The following is a 19015-nucleotide window of genomic DNA, read 5'->3' on the forward strand; positions in this document are numbered from 1 at the left end:
AGGCGCAATCATGCGATACGATGCGGAGCATAAACAAAACACTCGCCGCAAACTGCTGAAAGCGGCGGCCGATGCCATTCGCGCCGAAGGGCCTCACCGCGTTGCGGTGGCTGGCGTGATGGCCAAGGCGGGTCTCACGCACGGCGGGTTTTATGCGCACTTCGGCTCGAAAGACGAGCTGGTGGTCGCTGCTATTGGCCAAATGTTCGAGGAGAGCCGAGATCGTGTACTGCGTGAGACGCACGACCGCCGGCCGCGTGACGGGCTGAATGCTTATATCGATTTCTATCTGTCGCGTATGCACCGCGATGCCAAAGAGGGTGGCTGTCCGTTGGCGGCGCTGGCTTGCGACTTGCCGCGCATGGATGTGGCTGCGCGCGAGCAATTCGCCGTCGGCATGCGGGAGTTGAGCGCGACGCTGGCCGATCGACTCAGGCAAGCTGGCGTGACTGACAGCAAGCTGCAAGGCGACTCAATGTTGGCCGAACTCGTCGGAGCGCTTTCGTTGGCTCGTGCCGAGCCGGACCCGAAGCGCTCCGACGCCTTGCTCGCGCATAGCCGGCGCGCGCTCAAACGTCGTTTCAATCTAAGCGCCAACGCCGCGGAGCACGGCGAATAAGCCTGGCTGAGCCAGGCGCGTTCGCATGCGGCGCGAAGCGCATTGTCGAGGTATGGGCCGATTCACCGAGGAGTACGATGATGAATGACGCTGCAACCATCAATGCCCACTATGGGGCGCAGGCGCTGCCGGATCGGGTCGCGCAAGCGCTGCGGCAGGCCGGATTCGGCGACGGCCGTCTGACATGGCGCGAACTCGCGCCGCTCGATCAGTTTCACGTGCGCGGTCTGGCCGCCACGCAGGAGCTGGCCGCCGCGCTTGCGCTACCGGCTGGGGCCGCGGTGCTCGATGTGGGGTGCGGGCTGGGAGGCGCCGCGCGGTTTCTCGCCGCCAATTTTGATGTGCATGTGACTGGCATCGATTTGTGCGAACCGTTCATCGAGATTGCCGAACAACTCTCGGTGCGCGCCGGGCTCGACGAACGGGTTGCATTCGAGCGGGCCGACGCGCTGGACCTGCCGTTCGACGATGCGCAATTCGACGCGGCCTGGACCCAGCATGTGGCGATGAATATCAGCGACCGCGCCGGCCTGTATGGCGAAATTCGCCGGGTTCTCAAGCCTGGCGGCGCCCTGGCGATCTATGACGTGGTGCAGGGCGACGACCAGAGCACGCCGCTGAGCTTCCCGGTGCCCTGGGCGCGCGAGCCGCAGAACAGTTTTCTGCTTGCGCCCGCGGCCATGCGCGCGGTGCTCGAAGCCAGCGGATTCGATATCGTTTCGTGGCGCGACACGGCCGACGCGGCGCTTGCCTGGCTGGCCGCGCAGGCAGCGCCGGCCAGCCAGGCAAGCGGGCCGCCGCCGCTGGGCATCCACCTCGTGATGGGGCCGGAGTTCGGCGCCATGGCGGCCAATCTGGCGAACAATCTCAAGACAGGACGGGTCGGGCTGGTGCAGGTGATCGCCCGGGCGCGATAAGCCCGGAAGCAACGCGCCTACATCACCGCAAACAGGGTCAGGTTCATCAGCAGCTTGAAGATCAGGCCAAGCGTGACGGCCGCGCCCACGCCAGTGCACCACAGCGCGACGAACCACAGCCAGCCTCGCGCGGTTTGCCGTGCGGGGGCGGCCGGCGGTGCTTTTTCAGTGGTAGTGGTGTTGGTCGTCATGACGCACCTTGCCGCGAAATACCCAGTAGCCCATGGTTGTGTACCCGATGATGATCGGCAAAATGACCGCCGCGCCGACCAGCGTAAACATCTGGCTCGAACGCGGCGCGGCGGCCTCCCAGAGCGTCAGGCTCGATGGGATCGCGAACGGCCACAGGCTCGCCAGCAACCCCGCATACCCGAGCAGCACGATACCCAGCGCGAGCGCGAACGGCGTGACGTGGTGCCGGCCGCGCAGCGCGCGATACATCGCGGCGGCGCACACGGCCACCAGCAGCGGCGCCGGCAACAGGCGGTAGAGCCAGGCGCTGTCGAACCAGCGCTGGGCGATATGCGGGTCCTGCAGCGGCGTCCACACGCTGACGACCGCGATGAACCCGAGCAGCACGATCGTCAATGGCCAGGCGAGCCGATGCAGGCGCCGCTGCAGATCGCCCTCGGTCTTGGCCACCAGCCAGCAGCAACCCAGCAGCGCGTAGGTGGCGGCCAGCCCCAGGCCGGTGAATACCGCGAATGGCGTGAGCCATTCAAAGGCGCCACCGGCGAATCGGCCATCGGCCATCGGGATGCCTTGCAGGAAGGCGCCCAGTGCGACGCCCTGGAAAAAGGCCGCGCCCGCCGAGCCGCCGATGAACGCCAAGTCCCACATCGGCTTGGTGCGATTCGCCTTGGCGCGGATCTCGAACGACACGCCACGGAAGATCAGGCAGACGAGCATAAAGACGAGCGGCAGATACAACGCCGAGAGCACGGTCGAATAGACCACTGGAAATACCGCGAACAATCCCGCGCCGCCAAGCACCAGCCAGGTTTCGTTGCCATCCCACACCGGTGCCACGGTATTCATCATCAGATCGCGTTCGCGCGCATCGGGAAACAGCGGAAACAGGATGCCGATGCCCAGATCGAACCCGTCGAGCACCACATACATGAACAAGCCGAGCGCGATAATGCCGGCCCATATGACAGTGACATTCATTTTTGCCTCGTTATTCGAAAAGTCTCAAGCGTCGGCCAGCTGGCCGGCCTGTGGTCGCGGGCTGGGCGAATTGCCCGAGGTATGCGGCTGTGCCTGGCCCGGCAACATTGGTCCGGAGCGAATCAGCTTGAGCAGGTAATAGACGCCGGTGCCAAACACCAGAAAGTAGACGATCACAAAGATCATGAGAGAGAGCCCGACTTGCTGCGTGCTCAGCGGCGAGACGGCCTGCGAGGTCCGCATCACGCCGTACACGACCCATGGCTGGCGGCCGGCTTCCGTGGTGACCCAGCCGGCCAGCAGCGAGATGAAACCGGTCGGCCCCATGGCGAGCACGAACTTGTGGAACAAGCGCGCTTCGTACAGCTTGTGCCGACGGCGCAGCACCCAGGCCAGCACCGACATCGCGATCATCAGCATGCCGAACCCGACCATGATGCGAAAGCTCCAGAAAACGATCGTCGAGTCGGGGCGATCGGCGGCCGGGAAATCCTTCAGGCCCCGAATGGCACCGTCCCAACTATGCGTGAGCAACAGGCTGCCGAGATGCGGAATCGAGATGGCATAGCGAGTGGTTTCAGCCTTCATGTCGGGAATGCCGAACAGGTTGAGTGCGGTGCCATCGTGCTCGGTATTCCACAGGCCTTCGATCGCCGCGATCTTGGCGGGCTGATACTTGAGCGTGTTCAGGCCATGCTGGTCGCCCACCAGTGCCTGAATCGGCGTGAGAATCAGCAGCAGCCAGAGCGCCATCGAGAACATCTTGGTGACGGCCGGATCGCGGCGCCCCTTGAGCAGGTGCCAGGCGCCGGTGGCGGCGACCACCAGCCCCGCGACGATGAAGGCAGCCAGCGCCATGTGTGCGAGCCGGTATGGAAACGACGGATTGAAAATGATCTTGAACCAGTCGAGCGGCACAACGTGGCCGTCGACCACTTTGAAGCCTTGCGGTGTTTGCATCCAGCTGTTCGAGGCCAGAATCCAGAAGGTGGAAATCAATGTGCCGAGCGCCACCGTCAGCGTCGCGCCAAAGTGGGCGCGGGCGCTGACACGGTGCCAGCCGAACAGCATGATGCCCAGAAAGCCGGCCTCGAGGAAAAACGCCGTCATGACCTCGTACATCAGCAGCGGGCCGGTAATCGGTCCGGCGAAGCTGGAAAATCCCGACCAGTTGGTGCCGAACTGATAGCTCATCACCACGCCGGAGACCACGCCCATCGCGAAAGCCACGGCAAAGATCTTCGACCAGAACAGGCAAAGCGTCTTGTAATAGGCCTTGCCGGTCTTCAGCCAGCGCCATTCGAGCACAGCAATGAAACTGGCCAGGCCGATACTCAGGGCCGGAAATACGATATGAAACGAAACGGTAAAGGCGAACTGGATGCGCGCCAGGTCAAACGCGGATAGGGCGGGGGCCATGGTTGTTCGACTGCGAAAAAACGTCGCGCGGCGACCGGTGTCGACGCGCTCTGCGCGAGGCAGACGAAACAAGCGTAGGACAATGCCGATCGTTTTGCTACGGCGCAGCGTGCGTCAAAAGGACGCGGCGATTATCGGGATAATCTTTGCTCAAGATCAATAAATTGTTGATATTTATTGAATTTATATGACGATTCCGATTGCCTTTGATGCCATCGAACGACAGGGAGTGCGGCAATACGCCGCGCTGCAACATCACTCCATGCCGAACCTGTGTCAGCCTTGCGAAGCGAAAACGGGCGACATATAACTGTCGTTAAAAAATATTCTATAAAATCAATTTACATAAAAAAAGATTTTATAGAATAACTTCGATCTTGCTTAATGTGAAGCGTTGTTATATTATCGAATCAATTTTTCAAAAAATGATTTTATGTCATTAATATCTCAGTGCCGTACGTTGCGGGAGTATCGCCGGATGAGTCTGGCCGAGGTCGGGCGCTTGCTTGGTATGGCAGTGCCGAATGTGTCGGCCATTTTGCTGGGCAAGAAGGATAGCCGTGCCTCGACGCTCGAGGCGCTGGCCTCATCCCTCAATGCCGAGTGGGTGCTGGTTCCCAACGAACACTTGGCCGAAGTCCGGCAGGTGCTGGCCGGCAAGGGCGGCGGGGCGGACCGCACGGCCCGTGGCGCGGTCGACATTTTCCTGGCGGGCGAGCATGAGTGAGGCGCTTCACCCGCGCTATCTTGCGGTCTGGCTGTATGGCCGCCTGTGCGGTCATTTGTGCGAGGCTGGCGGCAACGTGCGTTTCGTGCCGTCCGAAGCGTTTCGCGCCGACCCTCAGCGGCCAACCCTGAGTCTGTCGATCTCGGTGCCGACCGAGGCGGGCCGCCGCGCCACCGCGGAGGTGTTCGACAATCCGTTCCACCCGGCGCTCTATAACACCGGCCATGCGCTGCCGCCATATTTCGCTGGATTGCTGCCGGAGGGCGAGTTGCGCAAGCGGCTCGAACTCACGCGCCACAATCCTGGCGATCGGGACGATTTCGGCGTCCTCGCTTCGGCCGGCGAAGATTTGCCGGGGGCGGTGGTGGTGCTGCCGGCCGACCTCGACACCTTGCCGGCTGCGGTGCGCGCCTATGGCGTGACCGGCGGCGCCGACAATCTCGAAATTTGTGTCGTCGAGGGAGCGACTCAGGGCGCGGCATCGGTCTCCGGGGTGCAAAACAAGCTGGCCCTGTCGACCGCCGAGCAGGGGCGTCGCTACACCCTGCCGTCGCGCGGCCGGCTCTCCGACGTGATCGCCAAGCTGCCGGCCAGGGGCGACGACTCGCAAATCATCAACGAATCGATCTGCATGCGGCTGGCGGCCGCCGCTGGCGTCGATGTCGCGGCAAGCACCGTGCTGCCGCTCTCGACGATCGAAGTCGACGGGCTTGCCGCGTCGCTGGGCGAGCACTTGCGCTACCTCGCGGTCGACCGGTTCGATCGCACGCCGGGCGCCCGTATCCACGCGGAAGATGCCTGCCAGGTGCTGGGCCGCATGCCGGCGGCCAAGTACGCCGGGCCCGACGCTTACGTGCAATTCGTTGCCGTGCTTTACCGGCTCAGCCAGAGCGGCGTCGAGCATGTCCGTCAGTTTTTTCTGCGCCAGGCGGTCAATGCGCTGATCGGCAACAGCGACGCTCACCTGAAGAATTTCTCGGTGATCTACCCCAACGGGCGCTTGCCGGCATTGTCGCCGGCCTACGATATCGTCTGCGTCGCGGCGCTGCCCGGGTTCGCAGCCTACGGCCAGAACGTCGCCATCGATCGCCTGCAGCGCGAGGAGACGCTGGCGACTTACGAGTGCATCGCCGAGCAGGCCGGCGTGCCGCGGCGCATCGCCACGGCGGCGGTCAAGGACGCCGTGGCGCAGGCGCGCGCGCATTGGCCGCGCTTGCTCGACGAGCTCGATGCCCCGCCCGTGCTGCGCTCGGTGATCGGCGAGCGTCTGGAGGGTCTGTCGCTGGCCAGAGAGGTCAGGCCGCGCGCCTAGCGTTCGGCGTGACAGAGCGCGCGGCACGCACACGGCGAGCACCTCAGCCCGACACCAGCTTAGGAGATTTCGCACTGGTATCCAAACGAGGTACACTGCCGTATCTCGGGCTTGTGCACACACTCAAACCCATCCGCGGAGACACGCCATCCACGAAGATCACCAAGCTGCACGCGGCATATGATGCAAATTGATCGAATCAAAAATTGACGACTCCCTGTCCGACGATAGTCTCAACGTCGAACTCAATATGAAGGGAGCAACGGGGCCAACCCAGTGCGAAAGTTCTCAACACGCTGGTTCAAGGGATTGCGGGTAAGGCTGCTGCTGCTGGTGGTGTTGGCGGCGGTGCCCGCCATTGCGCTGCTCACCTATAACGCCTCGCGCGAACGCGACGACCTGGGCCGCACCGAGCAGGCCGAGGCGATCCGGATGGTCCAACTGGCGGCCGACTATCACGGTTGGCTGGTCAACAGCACCAAGGAGGTGCTCTCCTCGATGGCCACGGCGCCGGTGGTCGCCAGCCATGACTGGCCGCGCTGCTCGGCATTCATGAACCAGTTCATTGCCAAAAACCCGCGCTACAGCAATATGGGGGTCGCCTCGATCTCGGGCGAGATATTGTGTAGCGCCTTGCCTGTCAAACCAGATATCAACCTCAAGGATCGCGCCTACTTTAAGCGGGCACTTTACGCCAAGGATTTCGCCATCGGCGAATACCAGATAGGGCGAATCACCGGATTGCCCAGCGTTGGCATCGGTTATCCGTTGCTCGACTCGCGAGGCCGGGTGACAGCGATTGTGTATGCGGCGCTGCGGCTCTCGTCGCTGCAGTCGACCGTCGACGCGCTGCCGCCCGGGCGCGAGGCGTTATTGCTGATGTACGACCGCAATGGCCAATTGCTCGCCAAATATGCGACGGCGACGCAGCCTGCCGTGCCCGCTACGGTCAGCGCGCAGGTTTTCCGCCAAAGTCTGGGCGATCTGAGCGGCACCGTCGATGAGAAGCTCGCCGGCGAGCAATGGATTTTCAGTTACGCCGCCGCCGGATTGCCGGATGACCCGCATGGTCTGACGATCGCGCTCGGCTATCCGGTGAGCCGCCTGGTGGGCGCGGCTCAGGCGCGCTATCGCGCCAACGTTGCCGGACTGATCGGTGTGGTGCTGGCCGCGCTGCTGGCCGGCTGGCTGGGGGCCGAAGCCTTCGTGCTCAAGCAGATCAAGGAGTTGGCCGGCGCGATCGGCAAGTTCTCCTCCGGGGACTTCAGGTCGCGTGCGCGCAACGCGGAATCCCACGACGAGCTTGGCAGGCTGGCCCAGGACTTCAACCAGATGGCCAACCAGATCGAGTCGCAGATGGAGCGGCTGCAGTCGATTTCTTCGCGTCTGAGCGCGCAGAACCGCATTTTGCAGCTGGTCAGCGCCGGCAAGCCGAATTCGACGATCTTCCTGGAGATCGTCGAATTCGCGCAGACCTACATTCCCGGCGCAGTTTGCTCAATCATGCTGCTCGACGCGCAGGGCAAGCATCTGACGCAAGGCGCGGGTCCGGCGTTGCCAGCCGATTACATCGCCGCCATCGATGGCGTGACAATCGGACCCAACGTCGGCTCGTGCGGCACGAGCGCCTACACGGGCCAACTCGTGGTCGCCGCCGATATCGACGCCGACCCGCGCTGGGCCGACTATAAAGAACTGGCGTTGCGCCACGGTCTGCGCGCCTGCTGGTCCACACCCATCTTCGCTTCCACCAATCGTGTGCTCGGCACGCTTGCGGTCTATTACCGGGAGGTGCGCCGCCCCACGCTGCACGAACTCGAGCTGGTCGAACTGGCCGGCGGGCTGGCGGCGATCGCCATCGAGCAGACCCAAGCCAAGCGCGCGCTGGTCGAGTCGGAACATGAATACCGATATCTGTTCGAGCGCAATCCGAATCCGATGTGGATTCACGACGCCGAAACGCGCAAGATTCTCGCCGTCAACGATGCGGCGATTCAAGCCTACGGCTTCACGCGCGAGGAGTTCCGGGCCCTGTCGCTGGGCGACATTCAGCAACTGCCCGTCGGTGACGAGGCCTGTGTCGAAGTCCAGTCCCAGAACAACGCGTCGTACATCGACCGCGGCATCTGGCGGCACCGGAAGAAATCCGGCGAGTGCATCGACGTGCGGGTCAAGACGTTCCGCATCCGCTTCCAGCAACGCGACGCGCAACTGTTGCTGCTGCAGGATGTGACGTCGACCCAGCGGGCGATCGCCGCGCTGGCCGAACGGGATCGGCAACTCGAACTGCTGCTGGAATCGACCGCCGAGGCCATTTACGGGATCGACACGGCTGGACGATGCACCTTTGTCAATCGCGCCTGCATCACACTGCTCGGCTTCGAGCGCGAGGACGAGCTGCTGGGCCAATCGATGCACGAGCTGGTGCATCACACACGCGTCGACGGCAGCGGCTATTCGCGCGAGGATTGCCCGATCTGCCGGACTTCGCTGCAACCGGCGCCGGCGCACAAGGATGACGAAGTATTCTGGCGCCGCGACGGCACCGCCATACCCGTCGAATACTGGTCGTATCCGATGCGCCAGGACGGCGCGTTGGTCGGCGCGGTGGTCACTTTTTTCGATATCACCGAGCGCAAGGCCCAGCGGGCCGCGTTGCAGCATCAGGCCACCCACGACGCGCTCACCGGCCTGCCCAACCGCGCATTGCTGGCCGAGGCGGCCAGGCGCGCGATCGAGGCGGACGGCCAATATGGCCGCGTGAGCGCGTTGATGCTGATGGATCTCGACCGCTTCAAGGAGGTCAACGACACCCTCGGCCATCAGGCGGGCGACCAATTGCTGGCCAAGCTGGCCGAGCGGCTCGCGAGCCTGCAACGTCCTGGCGACATCGTGGTGCGCCTGGGCGGCGACGAGTTCGCCTTTATCGTCACTGGCGCCGAGAGCGTGCAGGCGCTCCAGCAAATCGCCCACGACTTGCTCGGCTATGTGAGACAGCCGTTCGACATCCAGGGCGCGCGCCTGCAGATCGATGCGAGCATCGGCATTGCGATCGCCGGCCTGCATGGCAGCGACGCCGGCAGCCTGCTGCGCTGCGCCGACGTGGCGATGTACGCGGCCAAGCAGCAGGGACGCGGTGTGGCAGTCTACGAGCGCAGCAAGGATCCTAACTCGCAGGAGCGTTTGGCGCTGACCTCCGACGTCAGGCTGGCCTTGGCGCAGAACCAGTTCGAGCTGTTTTTCCAGCCCAAGATCGATCTCGGCACCGAACGCATCGTTGGCGCCGAGGCATTGCTGCGCTGGCGGCATCCGACGCGCGGCCTGATCTTGCCAAGCGAATTCATTCAGTTCATCGAGCTTGGCGACATGATTCATCCACTCACGCGGTGGGTGGCCCGCCAGGCGGCTTTGGCTTGCCGCCGCATGCATCAGCGCGGCTGCGAAATTTCGGTGTGCATCAATGTGTCGACTCGCAATCTGCTCGACGAAGATTTCCCGCAGGCACTGCATGCCATCCTCGGCGAGGTGGGACTGGCGCCGTGCCACCTCGAACTGGAGGTCACCGAGAGCGCGATCATGCTCGATCCGCTGCGCTCGCGCGATGTGCTGGAGAGGATCCGCGCCGGTGGCATCAAGGTCTCGATCGACGATTTTGGTACCGGCTATTCATCGTTGGGCTATTTGCAGGCGCTGGGTGTCGACGGCATCAAGATCGACCAGAGCTTCGTGCGCCGCATGTTCGATTCGGCAGGCGACATGACGATCGTCAAGTCGATCGTCAGTCTGGCGCAGAACCTGGGCTGCGAGGTGATTGCAGAGGGTATCGAAGACCACCGCACGCTCGAGATGCTGCGTCTGATCGGTTGCGACGTCGGGCAGGGCTACTATTTCGGCCGGCCGATGCCGCTGGCCGAGTTGCTCGAGCTCATGAGCGCGACCGAACGCTGGGAGCCCGCCTAGCCGCGCTGCCACGCGGTAACGCTGATTCACATACCGAACACAAATAACAATTCAATAGTCACGACCATGATCATTCCGGCCCCCCCAGACGGCGAGGCGCAGCGCATCCAGACGCTGCGTGCGCTCGACGTACTGGACAGCGAGCCCGTCGAGGAACTCGATCGCATCACATGCCTTGCCGCACGGCATTTTCAGGTGCCGATCGCCCTGGTAACGCTCGTCGACGCCGAGCGCCTGTGGTTCATCTCGCGGGTCGGCACGCAGGCGCGGCAGACTGCCCGAGACGTGTCGTTTTGCGCACACGCGATCCGGAACCGTCCGGGCGCGCCGATGGTGATCGCCGATACGCGGTTGGATGCGCGCTTTGCCGACAATCCGCTGGTGTGCGAGCCGCCCCACCTGCGTTTCTATGCCGGCGTGCCGGTATACTCCTGCAGCGGCCATGCGCTGGGCACGCTGTGCCTGATAGACCGCCGGCCGCGTCAGTTTGGTCCGGACGACATGGATAGCCTGCGCGACCTGGGCGCGATGGTCGAGCAGTATTTTCATTTGATCGAGGAACGGCGCGACGCGCAGCGCACGCGGCGCTCGCTGGCGACCACCGAGACGCTGTTCGAGCGCACCGTGAATCAAGCCGCCGTGGGGCTCGCGCTGCTGTCGGTCGAGGGGCGCTGGTGGCACGTCAACGACCGCCTGTGTGCGATGCTCGGACATGATCGGCAGACACTGCTGGCCGCCACCTTCGAACAGCTCACCCATCCCGACGACGTGGCGCACAACGTTGCGCTTTTCAGGCAGTTGCTGGCAGGTGAAATCGAAACCTACTCATTGGAAAAGCGCTTTATCGACGCCGCCGGGCAACCGATCTGGGTGCAGGTCGTCACCTCGGTGATGCGCGACGACGACGGCAAGCCGCTGTACTGCATCTCGGCCGTCAGCGATATCGACCAGCGCAAGCGTACCGAGCAGGAGCTGGCAACGCTGCGCACCGATCTCGAGCGGCGGGTGATGCAGCGCACCAGCGAGTTGAGCGCCGCGGTGCGCGAATTGAATGCGGAAATCGAGCGCCGCAAGATTTTTCAGCGCGAACTGACGCAGGAGCAGGAGCGCTTTCGCGGCACGCTGGAGAACGCCATCGATGCCTTTGTCGAGACCGACGAGCACGGCACGGTCACTACCTGGAATGCGGCCGCCGAGCAGATTTTCGGGTGGCCGAAAGCCGCCGCCATCGGCACGCCGCTGATTGAAAAAATCGTTCCGCCGGCATTGCGCCAGGGATACTGGAGCGCGCTCGAACGCTTTGCTCGCAGCGGCGAACAGACTCTTCTTGGCCAGCGCATCGAAGCGACCGGCCTGCGGCGCGACGGTGCGGCGTTTCCGGTGGAGGTCACGCTGGGCGCCACCCGCGTCGGCGGACGCCTGCGTATCAATGCGTTCCTGCGCGATATCAGCGAGCGCAAGGCAAGCGAGGCGAGCATCCGCGAGAGCCGTGCGCAACTGAAGACGGTGCTCGACAACGTGCCGGCGATGATTGCCTACGTCGGGCCCGACCTGCGCTACCGGTTCCACAATCGCGTCTACGAGCAATGGTTCGACGTGCCGCCCGGCGGGCTCGACGGCCTTCATGTGCGGGATCTGTGGGGCGCCGGATTGTTCGGCCAATTGCTGCCCGACGTCCAGCGGGTATTGCGCGGCGAGCATGTCACGGTCGAATACGAAATGTCGGCGCGCTGGGGCACGATCTGGATACACTCGTCGTTCGTACCGGACGTCGATGCCGCCGGCGGGGTGGCCGGCTTTTACGTGCTCGGGCAAAACATCTCCGAGCGCAAGCAATTGCAACGGCAACTCGAATTCGAGGCGCATCACGACGCGCTCACCGGATTGCCGAACCGCCGCGCCTTCATGGCGATGCTCAAGGAAGCCATGGCCCGCACGCGCCGGCAGCAGCATCACATGGCACTGCTGTTCATGGATCTGGACGGCTTCAAGCAGCTCAACGATGCACGCGGGCATGAATTTGGCGATCAGGTGCTGCAGTGGTTCGCCGCCACCCTGCATGCGTCGATTCGCGAGACCGACCGCGCCGCGCGACTGGCCGGCGACGAATTCATCGTGATTCTCGAACACCTGAAAAACGGTCTGTGCGACGCCAAGAGCGTGGCCTACAAGCTGCGCGAAAAAATCACCGCCGCGCATGTGATCGGCGGCGTGCCGATCCGGCTCTCGACCAGCATCGGCGTGGCGCTCTATTACGCCGATGGCGGCGAGAGCGCGAGCAGTCTATTGGCGCGCGCCGACGCGGCGATGTATCAGGCCAAGGCCGCGGGCAGGAGCCAAATCGTCCTGTCCGCGTCCGGCAATCCGTCGGCCGAGCCGGGCGGGCTGGCCTCGCAAGCCTGCGGCTAGTCTTGCCCGGGTGGCGTCGCGACGCGATTTTTGCCGTCGCGCTTGGCCTGATACAGTGCCAGGTCGGCGGCTTCGATAAGCGAAGTCATCGAGGATGACGGCGGCGGCACGACGCTCGCCACGCCGACGCTGATCGTTACAAACGGACTGGCCGGCGAGTTTCGATGCGGCAGGTGCAGCGCTTCCACCTCGCCGCGGATTTTCTCGGCCAGCAGCCAGCCGCCTTCGGGCGAGGTGGCCGGCAGGATCGCGGCGAACTCCTCGCCACCGAAGCGCGCGGCCAGATCGCCCGGGCGCAGCAGGCTCGCCTCCACCGTGGCGGCGATGCGCTTGAGCACCTCGTCGCCGGCCACGTGACCATAAGTGTCGTTGTACAGCTTGAAGTTGTCGACATCGATCATCAGCAGCGACAGTTCCGACCGCTCACGCGCGCTGCGGCGCCACTCCGCGCTCAGATACTCGTCCAGGTAACGGCGGTTCGCCAGGCCCGTCAAACCGTCGGACTGCGTCAGGCGGCGCAGCTCCAGATTGGCTTCCAGTAACTGCTGCTGAGATTCGCGCAGCGCGCGATACGCTTCGTCGCGCTGCTGCAGGTTGATGTACGAGCGGGAGTGGTAACGAATGCGCGCGATCAGCTCGATGCGATCGGGCAGTTTGACCAGGTAGTCGTTCGCGCCGCTGGCGAAAGCGGCGCTCTTGACGATCGGCTCCTCCTTGGTCGACAGCACGATGATCGGCACATCGCGTGTGGCCGCATGGCTCCGGTAGGTCTTGACCAATGACAGTCCGTCCAGGCCGGGCATCACCAGATCCTGAAGAATCACCGTGGGCCGCGTCGTGACGGCCGTCTGCAGCGCTTCCTCGGCGTGCGCGCAATAGTGGAAATCGATGCCGTCCTCGCCGGCCAGCGCTTGCCGCACGGCTTCGGCCACGATCGCCTGATCGTCGACCAGCAGCACCATGGCCGGCACGTCCGCGGCGGCCGGCAATTGGAGCCCGGTGGCGGCGATGTTGAGGGGCGTATTCGTCATAAAAATCTCTGTATTTTGAAAAAAGGGAGCGTCCGACACCCGTGATCTTCCTGGCAAACCTTACCGCTTGATGACCGCCATCAGTTCATCCGCGATGCTCTCCAGCGGCAAGATCAGACGCGCCGCCTGAAGTGCGGCGGCCGCCTTGGGCATGCCGTAGACGGCGCTGCTGGCCTCGTCCTGAGCGATCGTCGGATAGCCCTTGACGCGCATTGCCTTCAGCCCGATGGCGCCGTCGCGCCCCATGCCGGTAAGCAGCACGCCAACCGCGCTGCCGCCCCAGTACTCGACCACGCTGTGGAAGAACACGTCGACCGACGGCCGGTAGGGCGTCTCGACGGGCTCCCTGACGTAGTCAAGCGTGCCGGAGCGCGTCATCACCAGGTGATCGTTGGTTGCGGCCAATAGCGCCTCGCCCGGCCGGGGCCGGTCGCCCTCGGCCGCGGTGCGCACGCTCAGGCGCGTCTGGCCGGCCAGCCACTGGGCCATGCCGTGCGCGAACGCCTGGTCGACATGCTGCACGATCACGATAGCGGCGCCGAAGTCCGCCGGCAGCTTGCCGAGCACCGCAGCCAGCGCGGCTGGCCCCCCGGCCGAGGCGCCAATGGCCACCAGCGGTGGCAGCCCGCGTTGCGGCGCGGCGCTCGCGCGCTGACCATGGGCGGGCGGATTCGTCAGCAGGCGGCCGATCTGGTCGATTTTGGTCAGCAGCGGCTGCGCCGTGCGCTCCGAACCGCCGTCGACCAGCGTGGGCGTATCGACGGCATCGAGCGCGCCGGCGCCCATTGCCTCATACACGCGCCAGGCGTTGGCGCCGACGCTGCTGGTTACGACCAGAATCGCGCACGGCGCGCGTGCCATGATGCGCCGCGTCGCTTCAACGCCGTCGAAATGCGGCATGACCAAATCCATCAGGACCAGGTCGGGCGGCTGCGTGACGCACAGCTCGACCGCCTGGGCGCCGCCGGTGGCAACCCACAGCACGCGATGCTCTGGCCGCAGCGCAAGCACACGGCGCATGGCCTCGACCGCCAGCGGCAAGTCGTTGACGATTCCGATTTTCATGCTACGCCTCCCCGATCAGTTCGGTCACCGCATCGAGCAGCGCCTCGTCATGGAAGCTGCCTTTGGCAAGATAATAATCCGCGCCGGCGTCGAGGCCCTGACGCCGATCCTCGTCGCGATCCTTATACGAGACGATCATCACCGGCACGTTTCTGAGCGCGGTGTCGCGCTTGATGAGGCTCACCAGCTCGATGCCATCCATGCGCGGCATGTCGATGTCGGTCACCACCAGGTCGAAATGGGCACCGCGCAGCGCATTCCATCCATCCATCCCATCGACTGCGACCGTGACCGCATAGCCGCGTTTTTCCAGCAGCTTGCGTTCGAGCTCGCGCACCGTCAGCGAATCCTCGACGATCAACACGTGCTTGCGCTGTTGCGCGGCGGCGTCCTGGGTGCGCCGTACTTTGTCGAGCTGACCGCCGCGCACCAGCTTTTCGACCGAACGCAGCAAGTCCTCGACGTCGATGATCAGCACCGCATCGCCATTTTCCATCAGTGCACCGGCGGCGATGTCCTTGATTTTTCCCAGGCGCCGATCCAGCGGTTGGAGCACCAGCGTGCGTTCGCCCAGGAAGCGGTCGACCGCCACGCCATAGGTGCCATGCTCGTCGCCGACGACGACTACCGCGACGCCGGCCCGCGCCTGGCCCGGTGCCTGCGCGCCGAGCAACTGGTGCGCGGTGACCAGGCCCACCGGGCGGCCCTCGAACATAAAGTGCTGCTGACCCTCGAGCATATCGATGGCGTCGCGGTCGAGCTCGAGCGTGCGGCGCACGCGCGCCAACGGAAATGCATAGGCCTCGCCGCCTATCTGCACCAGCAGGGCGCGCATCACCGACAGCGTGAGCGGCAACTGCAGTACCACCCGCATGCCTTGCCCTGGCTCGTTGAACAGGCGCACCGCGCCGCGCAATGCCTTGGCCATTTCATGGACCGCGTCCAGACCGACGCCGCGGCCCGACAAGTCGGTGACCTGCTCGCGCAGGGTGAAGCCGGGCAGCAGCAGGAATTCCAGCAGTTCCTGGTGCGACAGGCGCGCCGCGGTGGTTTCGTCGGCCAGGCGCCGCGCGATGACGGCTGCGCGCAGACGCTCTGGATCGATCCCCGCGCCGTCGTCGCTCACGCTGATCAGCAACTTGCCGGCGCTATGGCGCGCCTCGAGCGTCAAGACGGCCTCGGCGGGCTTGCCCAGCGAGCGTCGCTCGTCGGGTGTCTCGATGCCGTGGTCGAGCGCGTTGCGCAGCAAGTGGCCCAACGGCGCGTCGAGTTGGTCCAGCACGTCGCGGTCGACCTGCGTGGACTCGCCGACGACGACAAAGCGTACCGACTTGCCCAGCGAGCGGGCCAGGTCGCGCACGATACGCGGGTAGGCGCGCGTTGCGTCGCCAAACGGCCGCATCCGGCATTGCAGCGCTTCGTCGTACAACTGCTGCGCCAGATGCGTGCTGCGGCGATCGAACCCGTCCAACTCGTCGATACGCGCGCCGAGCAGTTGCTGCATGTGGCCCAACGTCTGGCGCACCTCATCGAGCACCGCCAGCGCGGGCGTCTCCAGAGATTTCACCAGCGAGTCGTAGCAGTTGTCCACGGTGCGGGCGGCTTCGCGCTGTAGCCGCTTGATGCGTTGCATCGATTCTGCGAACGGCTTGAGCCAGCGCGCCTCGACCAGCGATTCGCCGGCCAGGCTCAGCAGCTTGTCGAGGTGGTCGGCCCGCACACGCAGCATTGGGTTCGAAACGCCTGGCGCGCGCGGCTCGGCAGGCTCGTGAGCGAGTTTTGCCGGCGCCGGCGCTTCTGCCTGCAACAGCGCGTGGGCGGTGCGCAGCAACGCGGCCTCGGCAGTCTCGTCGTGGGCCGGCGTTGCGGACGGCGCGACGGGTCTTGCCGGCGTCACCGACGTGCTGGGGTCGGCGCCGGCGGGTGACGGCGAGCCCGCGCCGGCCAGGCGCGTCGCGAACGCATCGATCTCGGCGCGCGTGATGGCCCGCGACGGCTCCATCTGGCCCACGCGCAGCAGCAGGTCGACGCCGGCCAGCAGTTCGTCGATATGCGCGGGCTCAAGCGTCAGCATGCCGCGCTGCGCGGCGGTGAAGCATTCCTCCATCAGGTGGGCGATTGCCACGCCATCCGACAGGCCGACGATGCGTGCGGCGCCCTTCAGGGAATGCGCGGCACGCATGCAAGCCTCGAGCGCGGCGGGATCGGATGGCGCGTGTTCGAGTGCCAGCAGGCCATCGGCCAGCGCTCGCGCCTGGGTCTGCGCTTCCTCGTGAAACAGCGCCAGCAATGAACCGCGGCTGAGATCGTCGTCGGTGCTCATCGCAGGCTCCTGGCGAGCGTATCGAAAACGCGTCCGGGCGCGAGCAGGCCGACGGTCGTGGCGCGCCAGGCGAGCACGCCGCTGGCGTGACTCGCCGTCGCTTGGGCCAGAGTGGCCGGCACGGGCATTGGCGCGGTGGCCGGGAAACGCATTACGCCGTCGACTTCGTCGACCGGAAACACCGCCGACTCGCCTTGGTGCGCGGCCACCAGCATGCGCGTGTAACCGGTGCGCGGCGCGCTCGCTTCGGTCCGCCCGTTGGCCGTGCGCTCAATCTGCAACAGATTGGCCAGCGAGGCGGCCACCGTCAACGTGCCGCGAATATTGACCACGCCCAGCACCGCGCCGTTGCGGCGGTGCGGCAGCGAATGAATCGGGCGCACGTCGTCGATATGGCGCAGCGCCTCGGTGGGCAGTGCGAGCCATTCGTCGGCCACGCGAAACACCAGCGCCGAGTGCGTACCACTGGCCATCTCTGGCGCACCGGAGCGCGCTGTCGTGATGTCGGCAAGCGCGCTGTCGGCCATGTCGAGCGGACGGTCGAGCAGGGCGGCGGCATTTTGTTCGAACACCGGGCAATTCAGGCAGCGCATGTGCTCGGCCAGCTTCGGGCAGGAGCCGTCGCCGCGCGTGCCGATGCGGTTCCAGCAATCATCGATGCGCAGCGGTACTGCGACGGATTCAGTGACGGGTCGAACCATGAGGCCCTCGCAGATCGGTCAAACGGGACGCCTGGGCCGGCGCTGCGGCCCGTTGGGCGCGGCGCATCAACTGGCGCGCGTTGGCGTTGTCGCCCTGCGCGTCGAGCAAGGCAGCCAAATGCGTCAGTGCTTCGTAATGCCCCGGATCGAGATACAGTGCCTTGCGGTAGTAGCCGGCGGCGTCGGCCTGCTGAGCGCGCGCGTCGGCCAGCAGGCCGAGCAGGTAAAACACTTCGGCGCTTGGCCCCTGCGTACTCGCAAACGCATTGGCCAGGCGAACGGCTTCATCGAACTGACCGGCATCGGCCGCGCGGCGCGCATCGTCCAGCGAAGCGGGGGCCGGTGCCGTGCCAGCGGTCTCCGGCTCTGCTGCATGGCGCATGCGCACGGCCAGTGGCGCCGGCCTGACGGCCGGGCGCGGCACGGTGGGCACGGCCGCCGGCAGCGGACGGGCGGGGGCTGGCCGCGCACGAAGCGGGGCGCGGCTGGGCGGGACCGGCATGGGCGGCGCCGGTTCGCCGGGCCGTGTGCGCTGGAAGGCGAAAGCCAGCGGCAGGCGCGCAGAGTGAAACGCGTGGCGCATCATCAGCCCGGTTTCAGCCGGCCCGACGAAGATGGCGCCATGCTCGGCCAACTGGGCACCCAACAGGCGGATCGCGCGGTCCTGCGCCTCGCGGTCGAAGTAAATCAGCACGTTGCGGCAAAAAATGAAGTCATAGCGGGCCTCGACCGGCGACAAGTCGAACAGGTTGGTCTGGGCAAAGCGTACCGCCTGGCGTGGCGCCTCGTGCAATTGCCAGGTGCCGTTCGCGGCGGCGCTGAAATGCCGCTCCCGAAACGCCAGCGCATTGCCGCGGAAGGAGTTGCGGCCATATGCCGCCGCCTGTGCGTGGGCTATCGCGCGCGCGCTGATGTCGAGCGCGTCGATCGTAAAGCGTTGCGCGTCGATGCCGGCATCGAGCAGCGCCATCGCGATCGAATACGGCTCCTCGCCGGTCGAGCACGGCGCGCTCAACAGCCGCAGCGGCTGGCCCGGTTCGCGCGCGAGCCGCACCGAGGCGAGCTGGGCGAGCGCCGCGAACGCCTCGCGTTCACGGAAGAACCAGGTCTCGGGGACTACCAGTGCTTCGACCAGTGCCTGACGTTCGTCGGGCGAGACCTGGAGCAATTGCCAATAGGCTTCGACGGCAGATGCCGGCACGCCTGCGGCACCACTGTCGGCACCGGACAGATGATTCGCGCGTATGCGCTCGAGCACCGCGCGTTCGAGCGTATGGGCGCCGAGCGTTGCTGCGTCGATGCCGGTTCTCTGCAGGAGCCAGACGGCAAAGCATGGGTCGGCCGCGCTGGTCGGGGACATTG

Annotated in this window: 14 protein-coding genes; 6 read left to right on the forward strand and 8 right to left on the reverse strand. The window is 65.2% G+C overall.

Annotation, left to right across the window (positions count from 1 at the left end; genetic code table 11):
• The first annotated feature begins 10 nt into the window (after positions 1-10).
• Both PATSB16_RS07310 and PATSB16_RS07315 read left to right on the forward strand, forming a co-directional pair.
• Positions 11-619, forward strand: coding sequence for a TetR/AcrR family transcriptional regulator (locus tag PATSB16_RS07310; protein ID WP_047213464.1), 609 nt, complete (start codon positions 11-13; stop codon positions 617-619).
• A gap of 77 nt (positions 620-696) precedes the next feature.
• On the forward strand, positions 697-1536 hold the full coding sequence (locus tag PATSB16_RS07315; protein ID WP_237170318.1) for a class I SAM-dependent methyltransferase: 840 nt from the start codon (positions 697-699) through the stop codon (positions 1534-1536).
• A gap of 17 nt (positions 1537-1553) precedes the next feature.
• Here the strand turns inward: PATSB16_RS07315 and PATSB16_RS20825 are convergent, their stop codons facing one another.
• The 3 genes from PATSB16_RS20825 to PATSB16_RS07325 are packed head-to-tail and all read right to left on the reverse strand — an operon-like array spanning position 1554 to position 4125.
• The gene (locus PATSB16_RS20825) at positions 1554-1727 is read right to left on the reverse strand and encodes a hypothetical protein (RefSeq protein WP_156884635.1); all 174 of its coding nucleotides are present in this window, start codon (positions 1725-1727) and stop codon (positions 1554-1556) included.
• Positions 1702-2706: a cytochrome d ubiquinol oxidase subunit II gene (gene cydB / locus PATSB16_RS07320; protein WP_047213468.1), complete on the reverse strand. Its 1005-nt coding sequence runs from the start codon at positions 2704-2706 to the stop codon at positions 1702-1704. Before cydB ends, PATSB16_RS20825 begins: the two co-directional genes overlap by 26 nt.
• 24 nt (positions 2707-2730) lie before the next feature.
• Entirely contained in the window at positions 2731-4125 is a 1395-nt protein-coding gene (locus PATSB16_RS07325; protein WP_047213469.1) for a cytochrome ubiquinol oxidase subunit I, read from the reverse strand.
• Between the two features lie 433 nt (positions 4126-4558).
• On the opposite strand from PATSB16_RS07325, the gene PATSB16_RS07330 reads away from it, so the two are divergent.
• From PATSB16_RS07330 to PATSB16_RS07345, 4 genes are all read left to right on the forward strand, one after another.
• The gene (locus PATSB16_RS07330; RefSeq protein WP_206093675.1) at positions 4559-4852 is read left to right on the forward strand and encodes a helix-turn-helix domain-containing protein; all 294 of its coding nucleotides are present in this window, start codon (positions 4559-4561) and stop codon (positions 4850-4852) included.
• Positions 4845-6164 (forward strand): type II toxin-antitoxin system HipA family toxin, encoded by a 1320-nt coding sequence (locus PATSB16_RS07335; RefSeq protein WP_047213472.1) that lies wholly within the window; start codon positions 4845-4847, stop codon positions 6162-6164. Before PATSB16_RS07330 ends, PATSB16_RS07335 begins: the two co-directional genes overlap by 8 nt.
• 276 nt (positions 6165-6440) lie before the next feature.
• Positions 6441-10124, forward strand: a complete 3684-nt coding sequence (locus tag PATSB16_RS07340; RefSeq protein WP_156884637.1) for an EAL domain-containing protein — start codon at positions 6441-6443, stop codon at positions 10122-10124.
• Between the two features lie 66 nt (positions 10125-10190).
• Positions 10191-12533 (forward strand): PAS domain S-box protein, encoded by a 2343-nt coding sequence (locus PATSB16_RS07345; RefSeq protein ID WP_052892606.1) that lies wholly within the window; start codon positions 10191-10193, stop codon positions 12531-12533.
• On the opposite strand, the gene PATSB16_RS07350 is transcribed toward PATSB16_RS07345, so the two are convergent.
• From PATSB16_RS07350 to PATSB16_RS07370, 5 genes are read right to left on the reverse strand one after another with little or no spacing between them, the layout of a single operon-like run.
• Positions 12530-13564: a diguanylate cyclase gene (locus tag PATSB16_RS07350; RefSeq protein WP_047216357.1), complete on the reverse strand. Its 1035-nt coding sequence runs from the start codon at positions 13562-13564 to the stop codon at positions 12530-12532. The genes PATSB16_RS07345 and PATSB16_RS07350 overlap by 4 nt on opposite strands.
• A gap of 60 nt (positions 13565-13624) precedes the next feature.
• The gene (gene cheB, locus PATSB16_RS07355; protein WP_047213474.1) at positions 13625-14629 is read right to left on the reverse strand and encodes a chemotaxis response regulator protein-glutamate methylesterase; all 1005 of its coding nucleotides are present in this window, start codon (positions 14627-14629) and stop codon (positions 13625-13627) included.
• Position 14630: 1 nt separating this feature from the next.
• Entirely contained in the window at positions 14631-16952 is a 2322-nt protein-coding gene (locus tag PATSB16_RS07360; RefSeq protein ID WP_047213476.1) for a hybrid sensor histidine kinase/response regulator, read from the reverse strand.
• A complete protein-coding gene (locus PATSB16_RS07365; protein ID WP_047213478.1) occupies positions 16949-17653 on the reverse strand; it encodes a chemotaxis protein CheW in 705 nt (234 codons plus the stop codon). The genes PATSB16_RS07360 and PATSB16_RS07365 overlap by 4 nt, the downstream gene beginning before the upstream one ends.
• Positions 17634-19013, reverse strand: a complete 1380-nt coding sequence (locus PATSB16_RS07370) for a CheR family methyltransferase (protein ID WP_047216358.1) — start codon at positions 19011-19013, stop codon at positions 17634-17636. Before PATSB16_RS07370 ends, PATSB16_RS07365 begins: the two co-directional genes overlap by 20 nt.
• Between the last annotated feature and the right edge of the window lie 2 nt (positions 19014-19015).

The sequence above is a fragment of the Pandoraea thiooxydans genome, assembly GCF_001931675.1.
Classification (GTDB): Bacteria; Pseudomonadota; Gammaproteobacteria; order Burkholderiales; family Burkholderiaceae; genus Pandoraea; species Pandoraea thiooxydans.